A 19,352-nucleotide genomic window follows, 5' to 3' on the forward strand; every position below is an offset into this window, starting at 1 on the left:
ATGCCCCGTCATCCGCGGGTCCAGACCGGCGGGTTCCACCCAATCGGGTCATCACACCGGGCATGGGCACGCAGCGGGTCCGGACGGTTACCCACCGTGCGCCAAACGGGGTGCGGGGGGTGGGAGCGGGCGCGCACCGTCACCGCCCACACCCCGCGCGCCGCCCGCTTGCACCCGTGCGCCCCCCGCCGACGCCCCGTCAACTCCCTTAGGCCGCACCGCCCCCGCGCTCACCCGCCGAGCCACCCGCGCTGACCCCCGGAGCCGCCCGCAGCGCCCGCCGACCGCGCCCGCCCGCCGCCGCACCGTTCGCGCCGCAGCGCCCGCCGACCGCGCCCGCCCGCCGCACCGTTCCCGCCGCAGCGCCCCTACCGCAGCCCGAGCGCCGCCGCCACGACCGCCCCCGCGTCGGGGTCGCGGAACTCGAACCCGGCGTCCAGCAGCGCCTTCGGCACCACCCGGTGACTGCCCACCACCTCCACCGCCATCTCCCCGAGCGCGGCGCGCAGTGCCCACTCCGGCACCGCGAACACCGCCGGCCGCCCGAGCTGCCGGGACAGCTCCGCGGTCAGCTCGCGGTTGGTGACGGGGTCGGGCCCGACCAGGTTGACCGGCCCGGAGAGGTCCTGGCGCTCGATCAGGAAGCGCAGCGCGGCGACCTCGTCGGCCAGCGAGATCACCGACCAGTACTGCCCGCCGCTGCCCAGCCGCCCGCCCAGCGCGAGCCGGAACAGCGGCAGCAGCCGCGCCCCGGCGCCGCCCTTCGGGTCGAGCACCAGCCCGGTGCGCGGGTGCACCACTCGGATCCCGGCGTCCGCGGCGGGCCGCGCGGCGCGCTCCCACTCCTCGCAGACCCCGGCCAGGAAGTCGTCGCCGGCCGGCGCGTCCTCGTCGATCACCCGGTCGCCGGTCTGCCCGTAGTAGCCGACCGCGGAGGCGCTGACCAGCACCTGCGGCGGCTCCTCCAGCCGGGACAGCGCGGCGGCCAGCGTCTCGGTGCCGAGCACCCGGCTGTCCCGGATCTCCCGCCGGTAGGCGTCCGTCCAGCGCCGGTCGCCGACGCCCGCCCCGGCCAGGTGCACCACGGCCCGCACGCCCTCCAGCGCGGCCGCGTCGATCTGCATCAGCTGCGGGTTCCAGCCGACCCCGACCGTCCCGTCCGGCTGCGGCCCGGTGCGCGAGCGCCGCCGCACCAGCCGCAGCACCTCGTGCCCGTCCGCCAGCAGGGAGTCCACCAGCGCGGACCCGATCAACCCCGTGGAACCTGTCACCGCGATTCGCATACCGGCCATCCTCGCAGCCCGCCCCCGCCCACCCGTTCAGAAACCCCGTCCCGGGGCGGCCCACCCACCGCTCCTCGACGGCCGGGGCCTTCGGACGAGGGCCTAACATGACCGCCATGCCCTCCAACGATGTGATCATCAGGCCGGCGCGGGACGAGGACGAGCGCGCGATCCGCGCCGTCGACCACGCCATCTGGTCCCCGCTCAGCGAGGTCGCCCCGCGCGGCCCCGAGGACGCGCCGGTCTTCGACGGGGACCACCGCCCCGACCAGTACCTGCTGGCCGAACTCGGCGGCCGCGTGGTCGGCTACGTCCGCCAGATCCGGGAGATCCCGCTCCCCTCCAACGCCCACGTCCGCCAGATCCAGGGCCTCGGCGTCCTCCCCGAGGCCCGCGGCCGCCGCATCGGCGACGCCCTGCTCACCGCGGCCTGCGAAGCCGCCCGCGCCGCCGGGGCCCGCCGGATGACCCTGCGCGTGCTCGGCCACAACACCCCGGCCCGCCGCCTCTACGAGCGCAACGGCTTCCAGGTCCTCGGCGTCCTCCCCGAGCACTTCCTCCTGGAGGACAGCTACGTCGACGACGTCTGGATGGGCCGCACCCTCACCTGACCCGGCCCGCCCCGCCCGGACGGGGCCGGCCACCGGACCTGACGCCCCGTCCGGGGCGCCGCCCCGCACAGCACCCGGACGGCCGCCACCCGAAAGGCCCGGCCCCCGCCCCGGCCCCCGCCCCGGCCCCCTCAGTCCCCGTACAGCTCCCACAGCCGCGGGTAGCGGGCGGCCATCACCGCCCCGTCCGCGAAGTCGAAGAAGACGCCCTCGGCGGCCGGCGGCTGACGCACCCCCAGCTCCGGCAGCGGCAGCCCGGTCAGCCGCTCGTACGCCTCGTCGGCGGCGTAGCCGAGATCCTCCGCGTCGCCGTCCTCGGCCTCGTCGAAGTCCGGCACCAGCTCGGCCAGCGCGTCCGGCTCGTGCACCGCGCCCTCGAAGACCTCCCGGCCCTGGCCGATCAGCCAGCACCGGAAGTAGTCGAAGCCGTCCTCGGAGGCCCCGCCGAGCAGCAGGTGGGCGGCGCCCCACAGCTCCACCGTGTACGCCCGCTGGAAGCGCGCCTCGAACTGCCGGGCGAAGTCCAGCACGTCGTCCGGGGTGAGCCGCAGCAGTTGCTCGACCAGCGCCTCGGCCTGCTCGTCCGGGTCGCCCTCGGCCGCGTCCCGGGCGTCGTCGACCAGTTGCCAGAATGCCGTCTCGTCCATCACCGCTCCAGCCTCCACGATCGCCGCGCGGCCCGCACCCGATCGGTCCCGCCGACCGGGCCGCCGACCGGCCCGGAACGCGCGGGAGCCCCGCACCGTCCGGGGACGGTGCGGGGCTCCCGCGGAGTGCTTCGCAGCACGGGGCCTTACAGGCCGAGCTCGACCTCGAACTCGCCGGCCTCCAGGATCTCCTTGACCGCGACCAGGTAGCGGGCGGCGTCCGCGCCGTCCACCAGGCGGTGGTCGTAGGAGAGCGACAGGTAGGTCATGTCGCGGATGCCGATGGCGGTGCCGCCGTCGGACTCGATGACCACCGGGCGCTTCACGGTCGCGCCGATGCCCAGGATGGCGACCTGGTTCGGCGGGACGATGACGGTGTCGAACAGCGCGCCGCGCGAACCGGTGTTGGAGATGGTGAAGGTCGCGCCGGACAGCTCGTCCGGGGTGATCTTGCTGTCGCGGACCTTCGAGGCCAGCTCCGCGGTCTTCTTCGAGATGCCCGCGATGTTGAGGTCGCCCGCACCCTTGATGACCGGGGTCATCAGACCCTTCTCGGAGTCCACCGCGATACCGATGTTCTCGGAGTCGAAGTAGGTGACGGTGCCCTCGGCCTCGTTGATCCGGGCGTTGATGACCGCGTGGGCCTTCAGCGCCTGGGCGGCGGCCTTCACGAAGAACGGCATCGGGGACAGCTTCACGCCCTCGCGGGCCAGGAAGGAGTCCTTCGCCTTCGCGCGCAGCGACATGATCCGGGTGACGTCCACCTCGACCACGCTGGTCAGCTGGGCCTGCTCGTGCAGGGCCTTCAGCATGTTGTCGCCGATGACCTTGCGCATGCGGGTCATCTTGACGGTCTGGCCGCGCAGCGCGGACGGCGCGGCGGCGGCCTTCGCCGGGGCGGCGGCAGCGGGGGCGGCGACCGGGGCCGGCGCGGCCTTGGCGGCCTCGGCGGCGGCGATCACGTCCTGCTTGCGGATGCGGCCGCCGACGCCGGTGCCGGCGACGGAGGCGAGCGCGACACCGTGCTCGGCGGCGAGCTTGCGCACCAGCGGGGTGACGTAGGCGTCACCGGCGTCCGCGGCCGGAGCGGCGGCGACCGGCGCGGCCGGAGCAGCCACCGGGGCCGGAGCGGCCGGCGCAGCGGGGGCGGCCGGGGCCGGAGCGGCCACCGGGGCCGGAGCGGCCGGCGCAGCGGGGGCGGCCGGGGCCGGAGCGGCCACCGGGGCCGGAGCGGCGGCAGCGGGCGCCGGAGCAGCCGGGGCGGCCGGAGCCGGGGCCGGGGCGGCCGGGGCAGCGGGAGCCGGGGCCGGGGCCGGGGCCGGGGCGGCGGGAGCAGCCGGAGCGGCGGCCGGGGCCGGAGCGGCCGGAGCCGAGCCCGCGGCGCCGATCAGCGCGAGCTGGCCGCCGACCTCGGCGGTCTCGTCCTCGCCGACCAGGATCTTCACCAGGGTGCCCGCCACGGGGGAGGGGATCTCGGTGTCGACCTTGTCGGTGGAGACCTCCAGCAGCGGCTCGTCGACCTCGACGGTGTCGCCCTCGGCCTTCAGCCAGCGGGTGACGGTGCCCTCGGTGACCGACTCGCCCAGCGCGGGCAGCAGCACCGGGGTGGCGTCGCCGGCCGGAGCGGCGGCGGCCGGAGCCGCGGCCGGGGCCTCGGCGGCCGGGGCCTCGGCGGCCGGGGCGGGGCCGCGGGGGCCTCCGCGACCGGGGCGGCGGCCGGAGCCGGAGCAGCCTCGGCGGCGGGCGCCGGGGCGGCGGCGGGGGCGCCGGAGCCGTCGTCGATGATCGCCAGCTCGGCGCCCACCTCGACGGTCTCGTCCTCGCCGACCTTGATCGAGGCCAGGATGCCGGAGGCCGGCGCCGGGATCTCGGTGTCGACCTTGTCGGTGGAGACTTCGAGCAGCGGCTCGTCGATCTCCACGCGCTCACCCTCGGCCTTCAGCCAACGGGTGACGGTGCCTTCGGTCACGCTCTCGCCCAGCGCGGGCAGTGTTACTGAGACCGCCATGGTTCCAGCGACTCCTATCAAGTCTTGCGTACAGGAATGAACGGGGACGGGGGCGCGATCAGTCGTGCGCGTGCAGCGGCTTGCCGGCCAGCGCGAGGTGGGCCTCGCCGAGGGCCTCGGACTGGCTCGGGTGCGCGTGGATGAGCTGCGCGACCTCGGCGGGCAGGGCCTCCCAGTTGTAGATCAACTGGGCCTCGCCGACCTGCTCGCCCATGCGGGCGCCGACCATGTGGACACCCACGACGGCGCCGTCCTTGACCTGGACCAGCTTGATCTCGCCGGCAGTCTTGAGGATCTTGCTCTTGCCGTTGCCGGCGAGGTTGTACTTGAGCGTGACGACCTTCTCCTTGCCGTACTGCTCGACGGCCTTGGCCTCGGTCAGGCCGACGGAGGCGACCTCCGGGTTGGAGTACGTCACCCGCGGGATGCCGTCGTAGTCGATCGGGACGACCTTCAGGCCGGCGATCCGCTCGGCCACCAGGATGCCCTCGGCGAAGCCGACGTGGGCCAGCTGCAGGGTCGGGACCAGGTCGCCGACGGCGGAGATGGTCGGCACGTTGGTGCGCAGGTACTCGTCGACCAGGACGTAGCCGCGGTCCATCGCGACGCCCTGCTCCTCGTAGCCCAGGCCGGCCGAGACCGGACCGCGGCCGATCGCGACCAGCAGCACGTCGGCCTCGATGGACTTGCCGTTCTCGGTGGAGACCCGGACGCCGTCGGCGGTGTACTCCACGCCGGAGAAGCGGGACTTCAGCTCGAACTTGATGCCGCGCTTGCGGAAGGCGCGCTCCAGCAGCTTGGAGGAGTTCTCGTCCTCCAGCGGCACCAGGTGGGGGAGGCCCTCGACGATGGTGACGTCGACGCCGAAGGACTTCCAGACCGAGGCGAACTCGCAGCCGATCACGCCGCCGCCGAGGATGATCGCCGACTTCGGGATGTAGTCGAGCTTCAGCGCGTGGTCGGAGGAGATGATCCGGTTGCCGTCGATGTCCAGGCCCGGGATCGAGCGCGGCACCGAGCCGGTGGCCAGGACGATGTGGCGGCCCTCGATGCGCTGGCCGTTGACGTCCACCGAGGTCTGCGAGGAGAGCTTGCCCTCGCCCTGGATGAAGGTGACCTTGCGCGAGGCGACCAGGCCCTGCAGGCCCTTGTACAGGCCGGCGACGACGTCGTCCTTGTACTTGTGGACGCCGTTGATGTCGATGCCCTGGAAGGTGGCGAGGACACCGAACTCGGCGGCTTCCTTGGTCTCGTCCGCGACCTCGGCGGCGTGCAGCAGCGCCTTGGTCGGGATGCAGCCGCGGTGCAGGCAGGTGCCGCCCAGCTCGCCCTTCTCGATCAGCGCGACGCTCAGGCCGAGCTGGGCGCCACGGAGCGCCGCGGCGTAACCGCCGCTTCCGCCTCCGAGAATGACTACGTCGAAAACGGTGCTGGCGTCGTTCGCCACGTCACGTCCTCCATGCAAAAGGTGCGGATCGCCGGGCCGGTCGCGGTCCGGTGGGTGAGTGCCCTCGTAAGGCGCCCAGTCGTGCCGGAAATACATCTTTGCACTTGTTGGCGGCAGGTGGCGTCGGCGGGTGCCCCGGGGCGTCCCCGGTGCGGCCCGCGCGTCGGCGGTATGACCCGTTCTCGGAGGTATCGTCGCAGCTCACGGCCGGGAAAACGGCAAGCGGAGGTACTCCGTCCGGGGGTCTTCGCCAGGCTGGTTCCGCCCTGCGGAATCAATTTTCGCCGGAGGCGAACACCGGCTCGAATTGGTATCGAGTGCTACCGGCTGGTAATGCGCGTGGGGCCCGGCACCCACCGGTGCCGGGCCCCACGCGTCGGATCACTTGCCCGCGGCGGTGTCCTCCGCGAAGCGGACCAGGGTGCGCACCGCGCTCGCGGTGCCGCCCTTCGGGGTGTAGCCGGACGCGCCGCCCTCGTTGAACGCCGGGCCGGCGATGTCCAGGTGCGCCCAGGCGGTGCCCTCGGCGACGAACTCCTGCAGGAACAGGCCGGCCACCAGGCCGCCGCCCATCCGCTCGCCCATGTTCGCCAGGTCCGCGACGGTCGACTCGACCATGCCCTTGCGCAGGTCGGCCGGCAGCGGCATCGGCCAGGACGCCTCGCCCACCGCGCCCGCGGTCTCGTGCAGGCGGGTGCGCAGCGCCTCGTCGTTGGCCATCACGCCGAAGGTGCGGGTGCCCAGCGCCAGCACCATCGCGCCGGTCAGGGTCGCCACGTCGACGATCACGTCGGGCTGCTCCTCGCCGGCCCGGACGATCGCGTCGGCCAGCACCAGCCGGCCCTCGGCGTCGGTGTTCAGCACCTCGACGGTCTTGCCGCCGTACATCCGCAGCACGTCGCCCGGACGGGTCGCCGAGCCGGACGGCATGTTCTCCGCCAGCGCCAGCCACGCCGTCACGTTGACCTGCAGGCCCAGCCGCTTGGCGGCGACCACGGCGGCGAACACCGCGGCGGCGCCCGCCATGTCGCACTTCATGGTCTCGTTGTGGCCGGCCGGCTTCAGCGAGATGCCGCCCGAGTCGTAGGTGATGCCCTTGCCGACGAAGGCCAGCGAGGCCTTCGCCTTCGGGTGGGTGTACGCCACCTTCACCAGCCGCGGCGGGTTCGCCGAGCCGACGCCCACGCCCAGGATGCCGCCGAAGCCGCCCTTGGCCAGCGCCTTCTCGTCCAGCACCTCGACCTTGAGGCCGTGCTCCTTGCCGGCCGCCTGGGCGATCGCGGCGAAGGACTTCGGGTTCAGGTCGTTCGGGGCGGTGTTGACCAGGTCGCGGGCCCGGTTCATCTCCTCGCCGATCGCCGCGGCGCGCTCCACCGCGACCTTGGCGTCCTTCGAGCCCTTGCGCTCCACCAGCAGCACCAGCTCGGCGACCGGGGCCTTGGCGACCTCGGCCTTGTAGCTGCCGAAGGAGTACGTGCCGAGCAGGCCGCCCAGCGCGACCGCCTCGACCTCGTCGGCCGAGACCGCCGGCAGCGCCAGCGCGACCTTCTTCGAACCGGCCAGCGTGCGGGCGGCGGTGCCGGCGGCCTTGCGCAGCTCCTCGGCGCCGTACGCGCCCTCGGCGGCCGCGCCCAGGCCCACGGCCAGCACCAGCGGCGCCTTGGCGCCGGCCGGAGCGGGAAGCTTGACCGCCTCACCCTCGGCACCGGTGGCGCCCAGGGTGGTGAGGACCTCGGCCAGCTTGCCCTCGAACGCCTCGACGACCGCCTCGGCGCCCGGAGCGACGACCAGGCCCTTGGGCCCCTTCGCCACACCGATCACCAGGGCATCCGCACGCAGGCTCACGGCGGAGGAGGTGCTCACAGACAGTGCAGTCACGACAAATGCGTCCTGTTCTTTTCGCGGTCCACAGCCGGTGGCGGCTCCGTTGCCGACCGGCAAAACCCAGGCAGACTCCGCGGCGAAACGGGGCGCAGGGCCAGGGTGCTCACCGCATGGTAGTCCGCATATTGGGATCGCGCCGCCCCGCCTGCCCCGTGCACGAACCGCCGCGAACCGTGACGGTGCGTGAGTTCGTGTGCGGGAGCAGGGTGGACGCCCGCTCACACCAGCGCGACCGCCACCAGCGCCGCGGTCGCCGAGGTCTCCACCAGCGCACCCAGCACGTCCCCGGTCACCCCGCCGAACCGCCGCACGCACCGCCGCAGCAGGGCCCCCGCGGCGAGCACCCCGCACAGCACCGCGACCCCCGACTGCCAGCGCACCGCCGCCGCCACCGCGGCCACCAGCACCGTCACCGCCACCGCCACCGCCGGCCGCACGGTGGCCGCCACCATCGCCCCCAGCCCGCCCGGCCGGGCCGCCGGCACCGACCGCAGGCACCCCCACGCCAACGCCGCCCGCCCCGCCACCGCGGCCACCACCGCCGCCAGCGCACCGCGCCCCGGCGACACCGCGAACTGCCCGGCCAGCGCCGCGACCTGGGCGAGCATCAGCAACAGCAGCGTCAGCACGCCGAACGGGCCGATGTCCGACTGCTTCATGATCCGCAACGCGTCCCCGGCCGGCTTCCCGCTGCCCAGCCCGTCCGCGACGTCCGCCACCCCGTCCAGGTGCAGCCCCCGGGTCAGCACCGCACCCACCGCGACCACCGCCACCCCGCCGAGCAACGCCCCGCCCCGCCACGCGACCAGCGCCCCCGCGCCCCCGCCAGCACCCCCACCACCAGCCCGACCAACGGCGCGAGCACCATCGCCACCCCGCCGGCCCCCCGGTCCCACCGCTCCACCCGCACCCGGAACACCGTCAACGTCCCGAACGCGAACCTGAGCCCGTCCCCGACCGGACGCCCCGTCAGGGACGCGGCAACCTGCGCCGAACCGGCCGGCGAAGGCGCAGCACCCCCCGACTCCTGTCCCATTCCCTGCTGTGCGTGCTCGTCGCCTGCCCCGGGCCCCGCTTCACGCCCCGTCAGGGCCGCGGGGAACTGAGCCGAACCGGCAGGCGAAGACGCAGCGCCCGCCGCCTCCCGCCCCGTCCCCTGCGGTGCGTGTTCGCCGCCCACCGGGGTCAGTAGCGGTCGAGCAGGTCCGCCGCCGTCGGCAGCTTGGCCGGGGCCCGCGGCGGGAGCGGCTTGGCGCTCGGGACGGCGGCCGGCTCGGCGAGGGTGTCGCCCGCGGCCTGGAGCAGCGGCAGGGCCAGCACCGCGGAGACGCCCTCGCCCATGGTGACGCCCGCCTCGTGCAGCGGTGCCAGGGTCAGCCGGTCGTACGCCTTGGCCTGGGCGGGCTCGCCGGTCAGCGCGGAGGCGCGCCACCACTCGGGGGCCCGGAAGGCGATCCGCTGGGCGACCAGCGCGCAGGCCGCCGAGACCACCCCGTCCAGCACGACGGGCAGCTTGCGGACGGCGGCCTGCAGCAGGAAGCCGGTGATCGCGGCGAAGTCGGCGCCGCCGGACGCGGCGAGCAGCGCGAGCTGGTCGCCGAGCACCGGGCGGGCCCGGCGCAGCGCGTCGCGGATGGTGGCGCACTTGACCATCCAGGTCCGGTCGTCGACGCCCGAGCCGCGGCCGGTGACGGCGGCGGCGTCGGTGCCGCACAGCGCGCCGATCAGCACGGCGGCCACCGTGGTGGAGCCGACGCCCAGGTCGCCGAGCAGCACCAGGTCGGTGCCGGCGTCGGCCTCCTCGTCGGCGACGGCCATGCCGGCCCGGAAGGCGCGGGCGGCCTCCTCGGCGGTCAGCGCGTCCTCGACGTCGATCCGTCCGGAGCCGCGGCGGACCCGGTGCCGGACGACCTCTTCGGGGAACTCGTCGGGGGCGGCGTCCACGGCGATGTCGACCACCCGGACGTCCGCCCCGTAGCGGCGGGCCAGCACGGCCACCGGCGCGGTGCCGTCGAGCACGGCGCGGACCCGGTCGGCGGTGCCGCCGCGGGGCTGCAGGGTGGAGATGCCGAGCGAGGCGACGCCGTGGTCGGCGGCGAACAGCAGCACCCGGGCGCCGGTCAGCGGGCGGATCGGCGCCTCGCCCTGGGCGGACGCCAGCCAGGCCCCCAGCTCCTGGAGCCGGCCCAGGCCGCCGCGCGGCATGGCCAGTTGCTGCCAGCGTTCCTCGGCGCCGCGTCGCGCACCCTCGTCGGGCCGCTCGACGAGCGAGGAGAAAGTGTCGAGATCCACGGTGGTGTCCATCGGTCGGCAATCTACACGGACACCGCTTTGATGGTCAGCACCTGTCCGGCGACCACCAGCAGCACCTGCTCGGAGGCGTCGGCCACCGCCATGTTCAGCCGCCCGAGGGTGTCCCGGAAGCGCCGTCCGGCGGCGGTGGCGGGCACCACGCCCATCCCGACCTCGTTGGAGACCGCGACCACCTCCCGGGCGGTCCCGGCCCAGGCCGCGGCCAGGGCCGCGCAGCGCTCCTCGACCGCCCGCTGCCCGCCGTCCAGCCAGACCTCGTCCTCCCAGGCCCGGTGCTCGTCCATGACCGCGGTCAGCCACAGCGCCAGGCAGTCGATCAGCACCGGCGCCCGGTCGCGCTCGTCGGCCAGCACCGCCTCCAGCTCGCAGGTCTCGGCGGTCCGCCAGGTCTCCGGCCGCCGGGCCCGGTGCAGGTCGACCCGCCGGGCCCAGTCGGCGTCGCCGTCCCGCCGCCCGGAGGTGGCCACGTACAGCACGTCGGAACGGTCGGCGAGCAGCCGCTCGGCATGGGTGGACTTGCCGGAGCGGGCGCCGCCGAGGAGCAGGGTGCGGGGGAGTGCCATGCGATCATCCTGCCGGACGGAGCTTCGCCCCCTCGCGGGGTGGGCACGCTACCGTCACGATCCCAGTGGCACGATTCGCGGAGGAGCCCGGCATGGTGTGGACCTGGCGGTACGAGAAGAGCGACGGCACCGTGGTGGAGCCGGCGAACGGCGCCGAGGAGTTCTCCAGCCAGGGGGACGCCGAGTCCTGGATCGGCGAGGAGTGGAAGGCGCTGCTGGAGGACGGGGTCGACCGGGTGGTCCTGGTCGAGGACGGGCGGGACGTCTACCCGATGAGCCTGCACGAGGGCTGACGCCCCGTCAGCGCTCCGCCCCCGGCGTCACTTCTCGGCGACGACGTGCAGCAGCGCGGCGACCTGCCGGTACGGGTCCTGCCGGCCGGCCCGCTCCTCGGCGTCCAGCAGCTGGGCGAGCTGCCGGCCGTCGACCGGGGCGGCCTCGTCCGGCATCGTGTCGGTGAACACCCGCACCCCGTACCAGTGCCGGACCGGGACGGCGAAGCCGGCCAGCGTCCCGGAGAGCTCGGCGAGCCGGTCGGCGCGGGCGGGCAGGCCCAGGCGGTTGGTGTAGCGGGTGGAGTCGAAGGCCTCCTGGCAGGCCCGCCAGTCGCCCATCAGCCCGGTCCGCATGGCCAGCGCGTCGCCGTTGCGGACCAGCAGCGAGAGCAGCCCGCCGGGGGCCAGGATCCTGGCCACCGAGGCCAGCATCGGGTCCGGGTCCGGCAGGTACATCAGGGTGCCGTGGCAGAGCACCAGGTCGAAGCTGCGCGGCCCGAACCAGCGCCCGACCTGGTGGCCGTCGCCGGTGAGCAGCTGGACGCGCTCGCGCACCTCCGGCGGCTCGGCGGACAGCGCCTGCTGGGCCAGGCCCAGGGTGGCCGGGTCCGGGTCGATGCCGGTGACGAAGTGCCCGGCCCGGGCCAGCCGCAGCGCCTGGGTGCCCTCGGCGCAGCCCACGTCCAGCACCCGCAGCGCGATGCCGCGGGTGAGCTGCTCGGCGAGCTGGCGGGTCACCAGCTCGTGGCGGACCAGGTTGTGCAGCCCGCCGTGCCGCTCCAGCCACTCGCCCGCCCCGCTGTGGTACGGCCCGCCCCGGGCCGGCAGCCGTCCGTGCCGCCCCCGCGGCGCCCCGTACCCGTGCTGGGCCGGTACGCCCGGTGCGCCGAGGGCCCCGACCGGCTGCTGCGCGGGCGGGGCCCAGTACGGCGGGACGGCTTCCGCGGTCAGGGCCGCTCGCCCCGCTTGACCATCGGCTTGGGCAGCCGCAGCCGGCGCATCTGCAGGGTGCGCATCAGGCCGTACATGACCGCGCCGCGGGTGTTCTCGTTCGGGAAGCGGGTGGCCAGGCCCTTGCGCAGCTGGAGGCCGATCCGGACGAAGTCCAGGATGACCACCACGAAGAAGACCATGAACAGCAGCGTGGAGAGCAGCTGCAGGTAGTTGACCTTGGTGATGCTGAGCACCAGCACCACCACCGCGTACGGCAGGAAGAACTCGGCCGCGGCCCAGCGGGAGTCGATGAAGTCGCGGACGTAGCGCCGCACCGGGCCCTTGTCGCGCGGCGGCAGGGCGCGCTCGTCGCCCTCCAGCAGCGCGGTGCGCTGCTTCTCGCGCTCCGCGCGCATCCGCTCGCGGGCCTGCTTGGCGGCCTCCTTGCGGTCCTTCGGGACGGAGACCCGGGTCTTCCGGTGGGCCTCGGCCTCACTGCGCTTGGGCGTGGGCCGGCCCTTGGGAGCCTGCGGGTCGCGGGCCTGCTTCTCGGCCTCCTTCGTCAGCGTGACGGTGGAGGAGGAGGCGGCGGATTCATCAGAGCGGCGTCGAAACACACTCCCAGCGTACGGGTTGACCGGCGGCTTTCCGGCGCGCCCCCGGACGCGAACCGATATCGATCCTGAGGACGATGCCGAACGGCCGTCCGCCGTAGCAGCATTGTTGCAGGCTGGTGCACTGCGCCGGGGACCCCGCCGCGCATACACTCGACCTGTCACGAGACGCAAACCCAGGCCCGAAGAAGGGGGCTATCGAGGCCCATGAGCGACGGAATCATGAAGCGTATGGGGCTGATCTTCCGCTCCAAGGCGAACAAGGCCTTGGACCGGGCGGAGGACCCGCGCGAAACGCTCGACTACTCCTACCAGAAGCAGCTGGAACTGCTGCAGAAGGTGCGCAGGGGCGTCGCCGACGTGGCCACCTCCCGCAAGCGCCTGGAGCTCCAGCTGACCCAGCTCCAGCAGCAGTCCTCCAAGTACGAGGACCAGGGCCGCAAGGCGCTGTCCCTCGGCCGCGAGGACCTGGCCCGCGAGGCGCTCAGCCGCAAGGCCAACCTGCAGTCCCAGATCACCGACCTGGAGACGCAGTACCAGGCCCTGCAGGGCGAGGAGGAGAAGCTCACGCTCGCCTCCCAGCGCCTCCAGGCCAAGGTGGACGCCTTCCGCACCAAGAAGGAGACCATCAAGGCCACCTACACCGCGGCCCAGGCGCAGACCCGGATCGCGGAGTCCTTCTCCGGCATCTCCGAGGAGATGGGCGACGTCGGCCTGGCGATCCAGCGCGCGGAGGACAAGACCGCGCAGATGCAGGCCCGCGCGGGCGCGATCGACGAGCTGCTGGCCTCCGGCGCGCTCGACGACGCCAGCGGCCTCGGCCGCAAGGACGACATCGAGGCCGAGCTGGAGCGGGTGGCCGGCGGCAGCGACGTCGAGCTGGAGCTGGCCCGGATGAAGGCCGAGCTGACCGGCGGCACCCCCGCCTCCCAGCCGCAGGCGATCGAGCAGGGGAAGAACGACACCCCGCCGCCGACCATCAACTACAACAAGTAAGCCCGGCAGCAGGGGAGACGCACCAGCATGATCATGCGGGTCTTGGGTGAGGGGCAGTTCGAGGTCGCCGAGGACGACCTGAACCGGCTGAACCAGCTGGACGACGAGCTGCTCCAGGCCGTCGAGGCAGGGGACGAGGCGGCCTTCCGGGCCGCGCTCGGCAGCCTGCTCGCGGCGGTCCGTGAGGTCGGCACGCCGCTTCCGCCAGAGTCGCTGGAGCCGTCGGACCTGATCCTCCCGGACGCCGAGGCGTCCTTGGAGCAGGTCCGCGAGCTGCTGCGGGACGAGGGCGACGGCCTGATCCCCGGCCTCCCGGAGTAGTTCGGGCGCCACACGTGACGAGAGGGCGGGCACCCCTTCCGGGGTGCCCGCCCTCTCGTCACGTGTGGCGCCCGACCCCGCGGGCGCGGGGCGAATCGTTACGGCAGGGCCAGCATCCGGTCCAGCGCCGCCTTGGCGTGCTTCTCGGTCTCGGCGTCCACCGTGATCACGTTCGGCACCCGGCCCTCGACCAGCGACTCCAGCGCCCACACCAGGTGCGGCAGGTCGATCCGGTTCATGGTCGAGCAGAAGCACACGGTGCGGTCGAGGAAGACGACCTCCTTGTCCGGGTGCGCCTTGGCCAGCCGGCGGACCAGGTTCAGCTCGGTGCCGATCGCCCACTTCGAGCCGGGCTCGGCGGCGTCCAGCGCCTTGATGATGTACTCGGTCGAGCCCACCAGGTCGGCGGCGGTGACCACCTCGTGCCTGCACTCCGGGTGCACCAGCACGGTCACGCCCGGGATCCGCTCGCGGACCTCGTTCACCGACTCCACGCTGAACCGGCCGTGCACCGAGCAGTGCCCGCGCCACAGGATCATCTTCGCGTTCCGCAGCTGCTCGGCGGTCAGCCCGCCGTTGGGCTTGTGCGGGTTGTAGAGCACGCACTCGCCCAGGGAGATGCCCATCTCCAGCACCGCGGTGTTGCGCCCCAGGTGCTGGTCCGGGAGGAACAGCACCTTCTGCCCCTGCTCGAAGGCCCACTCCAGGGCGCGCTTGGCGTTGGACGAGGTGCAGATGGTGCCGCCGTGCTTGCCGGTGAACGCCTTGATGTCGGCCGAGGAGTTCATGTACGACACCGGCACGGTGGCGTCCGCGACGCCCGCCTCGGTCAGCACGTCCCAGCACTCGGCGACCTGCTCGGCGGTGGCCATGTCGGCCATCGAGCAGCCGGCCGCCAGGTCCGGCAGGACGACCTGCTGGCGCTCGGAGGTGAGGATGTCCGCGGACTCGGCCATGAAGTGCACGCCGCAGAACACGATGTACTCGGCCTCCGGGCGGGCCGCCGCGTCCCGGGCCAGCTTGAAGGAGTCGCCGGTGACGTCGGCGAACTCGATGACCTCGTCGCGCTGGTAGTGGTGGCCCAGGATGAAGACCCGGTCGCCGAGCTTCTCCTTCGCGGCGCGGGCGCGCGCCACCAGGTCGGGGTCGGAGGCGGCGGGCAGGTCGCCGGGGCACTCCACGCCGCGCTCGCTGTTCGGGTCGGCCTCCCGGCCGAGCAGCAGCAGGGCGAGCGGCGAGGGCGCGGGGTCGGTGCCGTAGGTCTCGGTGGTGGTGGTCACGGGCGGCTGCCCTCCTGGTGCGGCCGGATTGACACCAGCCTTCTCGTCTATCTGACGCTATCTATGATAACCGGTTGTCGTCAGTCTGACGATGGCCGTTCTGTCGATGTGACGAGAACCGCTCACCGGGATGGATGCTTCCGACGCGAGGACCCGCCGCCCCGTCCGGTTGGCTGGACCCATGAAGGCAATCGTGATCAACCGCTACGGCGGCCCCGACGTGGTCGAGTACACCGAACTCCCCGACCCGAAGGTCGGCCCCGACACCGTACTCGTCCGCACCCGCGCGGTCGGCGTCAACCCCGTCGACTGGAAGATCCGCGAAGGACACCTCGACGGCGTCCTCGACTCCCACTTCCCGCTGGTCATGGGCTTCGACCTGGCCGGCGTCGTCCAGGCCGTCGGCGGCGCCGTCACCGAGTACGCCCCCGGCGACGAGGTGATCGGCTACGTCCGCAAGGACGTCATCGAGAGCGGCACCTACGCCGAACTCGTCGCCGCCCCCGTCCGCACCCTGGCCCGCAAGCCCGCCGCGCTCGACTGGGCCGAGGCCGGCGGGCTGCCCACCGCCGGACTCACCGCCCAGCAGGCCCTGGTCGGGGCGCTCGGACTGCGCCGCGGCGAGACCGTGCTGATCCACGCCGCGGCCGGCGGCGTCGGCTCGGTCGCCTGCCAGGTCGCCACCGCCCTCGGCGCCCGGGTCATCGGCACCGCCGGCGAGCACAACCACACCTTCCTGCGCGGCCTGGGCGTCGAACCCGTCCAGTACGGCCCCGGCCTGGCCGACCGGGTCCGCGCGCTGGCCCCCGACGGTATCGACGCCGCGCTCGACCTGGTCGGCGGCGAGGCCGTCGAGGTCTCCCTCGGCCTGCTCAAGGACCCCGCCCGGATCGCCTCGGTGGTCGACTACACCGTCACCGCCCGCGGCGGCCGCTACGTCTTCACCCGCCCCGACCCCGAGGACCTCGCCACCGTCGCCCGGCTCGCCGAGGACGGCCTGCTCACCGTCCCCGTCGCCTCCACCTTCCCGCTCAGCCAGGCCGCCTCCGCCCAGGCCCTCAACGCCGAGGGGCGCACCCGCGGCAAGATCGTCCTGCTGGTGGACTGACCGGACTGCGGCCGTCCGCAACAATGGGGCCCGCAGAGTCGTTCCTCCCACGGCTCACCACCCTCACCCGCACCACCGTGGAGCCCCGCCATGAGCGAGCGCAGCGAGCGCATCATCGAGAAGCGCGCGTGTGCGAAGCGCCTGCCGAGCGAAGCGAGGCGGGTCGCATGAGCACCCCCAGGCCGCCCGACCTCGGCCAGGCGGCGCTCGACGACACCGACCGCCTGCTGCTCGAACACCTCAGCCGCGACGGCCGCGCCTCCTACGCCGAGATCGGGCTGCTCACCAACCTCTCCGCCACCGCCGTCCGCCGCCGGATCGACCGGCTGCGGGCGCGCGGCGTGGTCCGCGGCTTCACCGTCGTCCTCGACCCCGCCCTGCTCGGCTGGCGCACCGAAGCCTTCGTCGAGGTCTACTGCCGCGCCCGCACCTCGCCCGAGGAACTGCTCGCCTCGCTGCGCCAGTTCCCCGAGGTCGCCGCCGCCTGGACGGTCACCGGCGACCCCGACGCCCTCGTCCACCTGCGGGCCGCCGACACCCGGCACCTCGAAGCCGTCATCGAACGCATCCGCAAGGAGCCCGGCGTCCAGCGCAGCCGCTCCTCCGTGGTCCTCTCCCAACTCATCTGACCCACCCGACGCAGCTTTCCTGCGCGACCGCGCCCGAACACGCAGGAAACCGGCCCCCGACGGCCGCGTTCCGACGCGCGCCCGCCCACCCCCGCTGCCTACGCTGATCACGCCCCCAGCCCCGCCCGCAGCGAAGAGGACACCCGTGTACGCAGCCCCCGACCGCATGCACAAGCCGGACAACGAGCTGGTCGACCTCGTCTTCGACTACATGCGCGAACGGCTGCAGTACGACCCCGTCCCGCTCGACCACCCCGGCGACGGCGCCCACCTGCGCGAGGCCCTCGCCGGGCTGCTCAACGACCACGGCAACAACCCCGCCGACGTGCTCAAGCTCTACGACCACGAGCTCTCCCGCGCCGTCATCTCCGCCGACAGCCCGCGCTACCTCTCCTTCATCCCCTGCGCCCCCACCAAGGCCGCGCTGCTCTTCGACATGGTCGTCTCCTGCGCCTCCCTGCAGGGCATCTCCTGGCTGGAGGCGGCCGGCGCGATCGCCGCCGAGAACCAGGTGCTCCGGCTGATAGCGGACCGGGCCGGCCTCCCCGCGAGCGCCGGCGGCACCTTCGTCTCCGGCGGCTCGGCCGGCAACCTCTCCGCGCTCGTCGTCGCCCGCGACACCGCCCGGCGCCGCCTGGGCGTCGGCCCCGAGGCCCGGCTGCGGATCGCCGTCGCCGACCAGGTGCACTCCTCGGTCAAGAACACCTTCAACATCATCGGCGTCGAGCCCTTCCTCGTCCCCGCCGTCGACCGCCGCCTCACCGGCGCCGCCCTGCGCGCCGCCCTCGCCGCCGACCCGCACCCCGAGACGGTCATCGCCGTCGTCGGCACCGCCGGCACCACCAACGAGGGCATCGTCGACGACCTGGCCGGCATCGCCGAGGTCGCCCGCGCGCACGACCTCTGGTTCCACGTCGACGGCGCCTACGGCGGCGCGGGCCTGTTCGCCCCCTCCGTCCGCCACCGCTACGACGGCATCGAGCACGCCGACAGCTTCGTCGTCGACCCGCACAAGTGGCTGTTCGCCCCGTTCGACTGCGCCGCCCTGCTCTACCGCGAACCGCGGCTGGCCCGCGCCGTGCACACCCAGGACGCCTCCTACCTGGACGTCCTGCACACCGAGGGCGACGAGTGGAACCCCACCGACTACGCCTACCACCTCACCCGCCGGGCCCGCGGCCTCCCGCTCTGGTTCTCCCTCGCCGTGCACGGCGTCCAGGCCTACACCGACGCCATCGAGACCGGCCTGCGCCTGGCCCGGGACACCGCGCAGCTGATCCGCGACACCGAGCACCTCGAACTGCTCCACGACCCGCAGCTCTCCGCCGTCTGCTTCCGCCGCACCGGCTGGACCCACGACGACTACTACCGCTGGTCCCGGCAGCTGCTCGCCGACCAGATCGGCTTCGTCACCCCCACCGGCTGGGACGGCGAGACCGTCGCCCGCTTCGCCTTCCTGCACCCGGGCACCACCATGGAGATGGTCCGGGAGATCCTCGACACCATGGCGTAGGCCCTACAGGTACCCGCCGTTGGGGACGTACGGCGCCGGCGGGCGCATCCCGCGCAGGGCCAGGTAGCCGCGGGTGGACAGGGACAGCCCCAGGTCGAGGCCGACGTCCACGGCCCACTCCTGCTCGGCGGTCAGGAAGGAGACGCCCGCCTCGGTGCCCACCGGCACCCGGGCGAGCGCCTCGCGCAGCAGGCGGGCGGCGATCCGCTTGGAGGTCGCGGCCAGCAGCTGCACGGTGCCGCCGTCCCGGTAGCAGTAGCCGGTGCCCGCCAGGGTGTCCGCGACCAGCAGCTCCTCGAAGTGCGCCAGCATGAACGGGTGGTCCGGCCCGTGCGCCGCGCCCCGCACCCGGCGGTCGACCGAGTCCAGCAGGTGCAGGTGCGTCGCGTTGCCCGCGTGCACCGGGATGTCGCCCGGGTCCAGCAGCCGCTCCCGGTCCACCTGCCCGGCCAGCCGCATCGCGGGGTGCAGCGTGAACCCGGCCGCCCGGTAGCGCCGCGCCGCCGCCGGGGACGGCGAGGCGCACAGCATCCCGCGCAGGCAGCCCCGCCCGTACCCGGCGGCCCGCTCCAGCAGCAGCCGGCCCACCCCCCGGCCCTGCGCGGCGGGCAGCACGACGAACAGCGGCAGCACCCAGACGCCCTCGCGGCGCAGCGACAGCGCCACCCCGACGGCCTCGCCGTCCTGCTCCGCGATCCAGCACCCGCCCGGGTCCGTCACCGCGAGGTGCCGGGCCCGGGCCAGCGCCCTGATCCGGTGGACCTCGTCGCCGGGCCGGTCGGGGTCGTCCCGGGGCCGGCCGTCCAGGTCGCGGAACGCGGCGCGGGAGACCCGCTGGACCGCCTCGGCGTCCTCGGCGGTGTCCTTGAGCTGACGAATGATCACCCGTCACATCCTGCTGCGCCCGCCGCGCGGGCGGTAGCGGTT

At 74.1% G+C, this 19,352-nt stretch carries 16 protein-coding genes and 3 pseudogenes; 7 read left to right on the top strand and 12 right to left on the bottom strand.

Translation table 11 applies throughout. The annotated features are described in order from the left end of the window. Positions 1-368: 368 nt before the first annotated feature. Complete coding sequence (locus tag EDD39_RS14860; RefSeq protein WP_208765503.1) at positions 369-1,292, bottom strand: TIGR01777 family oxidoreductase; 924 nt, start codon at positions 1,290-1,292, stop codon at positions 369-371. Positions 1,293-1,390: 98 nt separating this feature from the next. Between EDD39_RS14860 and EDD39_RS14865 the strand changes: the two genes are divergently transcribed. Further along, on the top strand, positions 1,391-1,894 hold the full coding sequence (locus EDD39_RS14865; RefSeq protein WP_123556315.1) for a GNAT family N-acetyltransferase: 504 nt from the start codon (positions 1,391-1,393) through the stop codon (positions 1,892-1,894). Positions 1,895-2,025: 131 nt separating this feature from the next. Here the strand turns inward: EDD39_RS14865 and EDD39_RS14870 are convergent, their stop codons facing one another. From EDD39_RS14870 to cobU, 7 genes and pseudogenes are all read right to left on the bottom strand, one after another. Further along, on the bottom strand, positions 2,026-2,541 hold the full coding sequence (locus EDD39_RS14870; RefSeq protein WP_123556317.1) for a DUF4240 domain-containing protein: 516 nt from the start codon (positions 2,539-2,541) through the stop codon (positions 2,026-2,028). A 146-nt stretch (positions 2,542-2,687) separates the two neighbouring features. Next, a pseudogene (sucB, locus tag EDD39_RS14875) lies at positions 2,688-4,549 on the bottom strand (2-oxoglutarate dehydrogenase, E2 component, dihydrolipoamide succinyltransferase). A 58-nt stretch (positions 4,550-4,607) separates the two neighbouring features. Further along, entirely contained in the window at positions 4,608-6,014 is a 1,407-nt protein-coding gene (lpdA, locus tag EDD39_RS14880; RefSeq protein ID WP_123556319.1) for a dihydrolipoyl dehydrogenase, read from the bottom strand. Between the two features lie 363 nt (positions 6,015-6,377). Further along, positions 6,378-7,874: a leucyl aminopeptidase gene (locus tag EDD39_RS14885; RefSeq protein ID WP_123556321.1), complete on the bottom strand. Its 1,497-nt coding sequence runs from the start codon at positions 7,872-7,874 to the stop codon at positions 6,378-6,380. Between the two features lie 224 nt (positions 7,875-8,098). Then, a pseudogene (locus tag EDD39_RS14890) lies at positions 8,099-8,916 on the bottom strand (adenosylcobinamide-GDP ribazoletransferase). Positions 8,917-9,065: 149 nt separating this feature from the next. Next, positions 9,066-10,184: a nicotinate-nucleotide--dimethylbenzimidazole phosphoribosyltransferase gene (locus tag EDD39_RS14895; RefSeq protein WP_123556323.1), complete on the bottom strand. Its 1,119-nt coding sequence runs from the start codon at positions 10,182-10,184 to the stop codon at positions 9,066-9,068. Between the two features lie 11 nt (positions 10,185-10,195). After that, a pseudogene (gene cobU, locus EDD39_RS14900) lies at positions 10,196-10,744 on the bottom strand (bifunctional adenosylcobinamide kinase/adenosylcobinamide-phosphate guanylyltransferase); the annotation flags it as partial. 104 nt (positions 10,745-10,848) lie between these two features. Here cobU and EDD39_RS14905 point away from each other — a divergent pair. Next, on the top strand, positions 10,849-11,049 hold the full coding sequence (locus tag EDD39_RS14905; RefSeq protein WP_123556327.1) for a hypothetical protein: 201 nt from the start codon (positions 10,849-10,851) through the stop codon (positions 11,047-11,049). A 27-nt stretch (positions 11,050-11,076) separates the two neighbouring features. Here EDD39_RS14905 and EDD39_RS14910 read toward each other — a convergent pair whose 3' ends face one another. Both EDD39_RS14910 and EDD39_RS14915 read right to left on the bottom strand, forming a co-directional pair. Further along, positions 11,077-11,769, bottom strand: coding sequence for a class I SAM-dependent methyltransferase (locus tag EDD39_RS14910; RefSeq protein WP_208765504.1), 693 nt, complete (start codon positions 11,767-11,769; stop codon positions 11,077-11,079). A 209-nt stretch (positions 11,770-11,978) separates the two neighbouring features. Further along, positions 11,979-12,581, bottom strand: coding sequence for a DUF3043 domain-containing protein (locus EDD39_RS14915; protein WP_030460955.1), 603 nt, complete (start codon positions 12,579-12,581; stop codon positions 11,979-11,981). Between the two features lie 219 nt (positions 12,582-12,800). Between EDD39_RS14915 and EDD39_RS14920 the strand changes: the two genes are divergently transcribed. Beyond that, on the top strand, positions 12,801-13,574 hold the full coding sequence (locus EDD39_RS14920; protein WP_030460956.1) for a PspA/IM30 family protein: 774 nt from the start codon (positions 12,801-12,803) through the stop codon (positions 13,572-13,574). A 27-nt stretch (positions 13,575-13,601) separates the two neighbouring features. Then, positions 13,602-13,895 (top strand): PspA-associated protein PspAA, encoded by a 294-nt coding sequence (pspAA, locus tag EDD39_RS14925; protein WP_123556331.1) that lies wholly within the window; start codon positions 13,602-13,604, stop codon positions 13,893-13,895. Between the two features lie 98 nt (positions 13,896-13,993). Here pspAA and nadA read toward each other — a convergent pair whose 3' ends face one another. Next, positions 13,994-15,175: a quinolinate synthase NadA gene (nadA, locus tag EDD39_RS14930; RefSeq protein ID WP_123556333.1), complete on the bottom strand. Its 1,182-nt coding sequence runs from the start codon at positions 15,173-15,175 to the stop codon at positions 13,994-13,996. A 181-nt stretch (positions 15,176-15,356) separates the two neighbouring features. Here nadA and EDD39_RS14935 point away from each other — a divergent pair, with 181 nt between their 5' ends. From EDD39_RS14935 to EDD39_RS14945, 3 genes are all read left to right on the top strand, one after another. Then, entirely contained in the window at positions 15,357-16,283 is a 927-nt protein-coding gene (locus EDD39_RS14935) for an NADP-dependent oxidoreductase (RefSeq protein WP_123556335.1), read from the top strand. Between the two features lie 167 nt (positions 16,284-16,450). Next, the gene (locus EDD39_RS14940) at positions 16,451-16,912 is read left to right on the top strand and encodes an Lrp/AsnC family transcriptional regulator (protein WP_051817085.1); all 462 of its coding nucleotides are present in this window, start codon (positions 16,451-16,453) and stop codon (positions 16,910-16,912) included. 145 nt (positions 16,913-17,057) lie between these two features. Continuing rightward, on the top strand, positions 17,058-18,425 hold the full coding sequence (locus EDD39_RS14945; RefSeq protein WP_123556337.1) for a pyridoxal phosphate-dependent decarboxylase family protein: 1,368 nt from the start codon (positions 17,058-17,060) through the stop codon (positions 18,423-18,425). A gap of 3 nt (positions 18,426-18,428) precedes the next feature. Here the strand turns inward: EDD39_RS14945 and EDD39_RS14950 are convergent, their stop codons facing one another. After that, complete coding sequence (locus EDD39_RS14950; RefSeq protein ID WP_123556339.1) at positions 18,429-19,310, bottom strand: GNAT family N-acetyltransferase; 882 nt, start codon at positions 19,308-19,310, stop codon at positions 18,429-18,431. Positions 19,311-19,352 lie beyond the last annotated feature (42 nt).

This window comes from Kitasatospora cineracea, from assembly GCF_003751605.1.
GTDB lineage: Bacteria > Actinomycetota > Actinomycetes > Streptomycetales > Streptomycetaceae > Kitasatospora > Kitasatospora cineracea.

Coding starts and splice junctions, on each gene's coding strand:
- EDD39_RS14935 (WP_123556335.1), top strand. CDS start 15,357: ATGAAGGCAATCGTGATCAACCGCTACGGCGGCCCCGACGTGGTCGAG.
- pspAA (WP_123556331.1), top strand. CDS start 13,602: ATGATCATGCGGGTCTTGGGTGAGGGGCAGTTCGAGGTCGCCGAGGAC.
- EDD39_RS14865 (WP_123556315.1), top strand. CDS start 1,391: ATGACCGCCATGCCCTCCAACGATGTGATCATCAGGCCGGCGCGGGAC.
- EDD39_RS14895 (WP_123556323.1), bottom strand. CDS start 10,184: ATGGACACCACCGTGGATCTCGACACTTTCTCCTCGCTCGTCGAGCGG.
- EDD39_RS14920 (WP_030460956.1), top strand. CDS start 12,801: ATGAAGCGTATGGGGCTGATCTTCCGCTCCAAGGCGAACAAGGCCTTG.
- EDD39_RS14940 (WP_051817085.1), top strand. CDS start 16,451: ATGAGCACCCCCAGGCCGCCCGACCTCGGCCAGGCGGCGCTCGACGAC.
- EDD39_RS14860 (WP_208765503.1), bottom strand. CDS start 1,292: ATGGCCGGTATGCGAATCGCGGTGACAGGTTCCACGGGGTTGATCGGG.
- EDD39_RS14870 (WP_123556317.1), bottom strand. CDS start 2,541: ATGGACGAGACGGCATTCTGGCAACTGGTCGACGACGCCCGGGACGCG.
- EDD39_RS14905 (WP_123556327.1), top strand. CDS start 10,849: ATGGTGTGGACCTGGCGGTACGAGAAGAGCGACGGCACCGTGGTGGAG.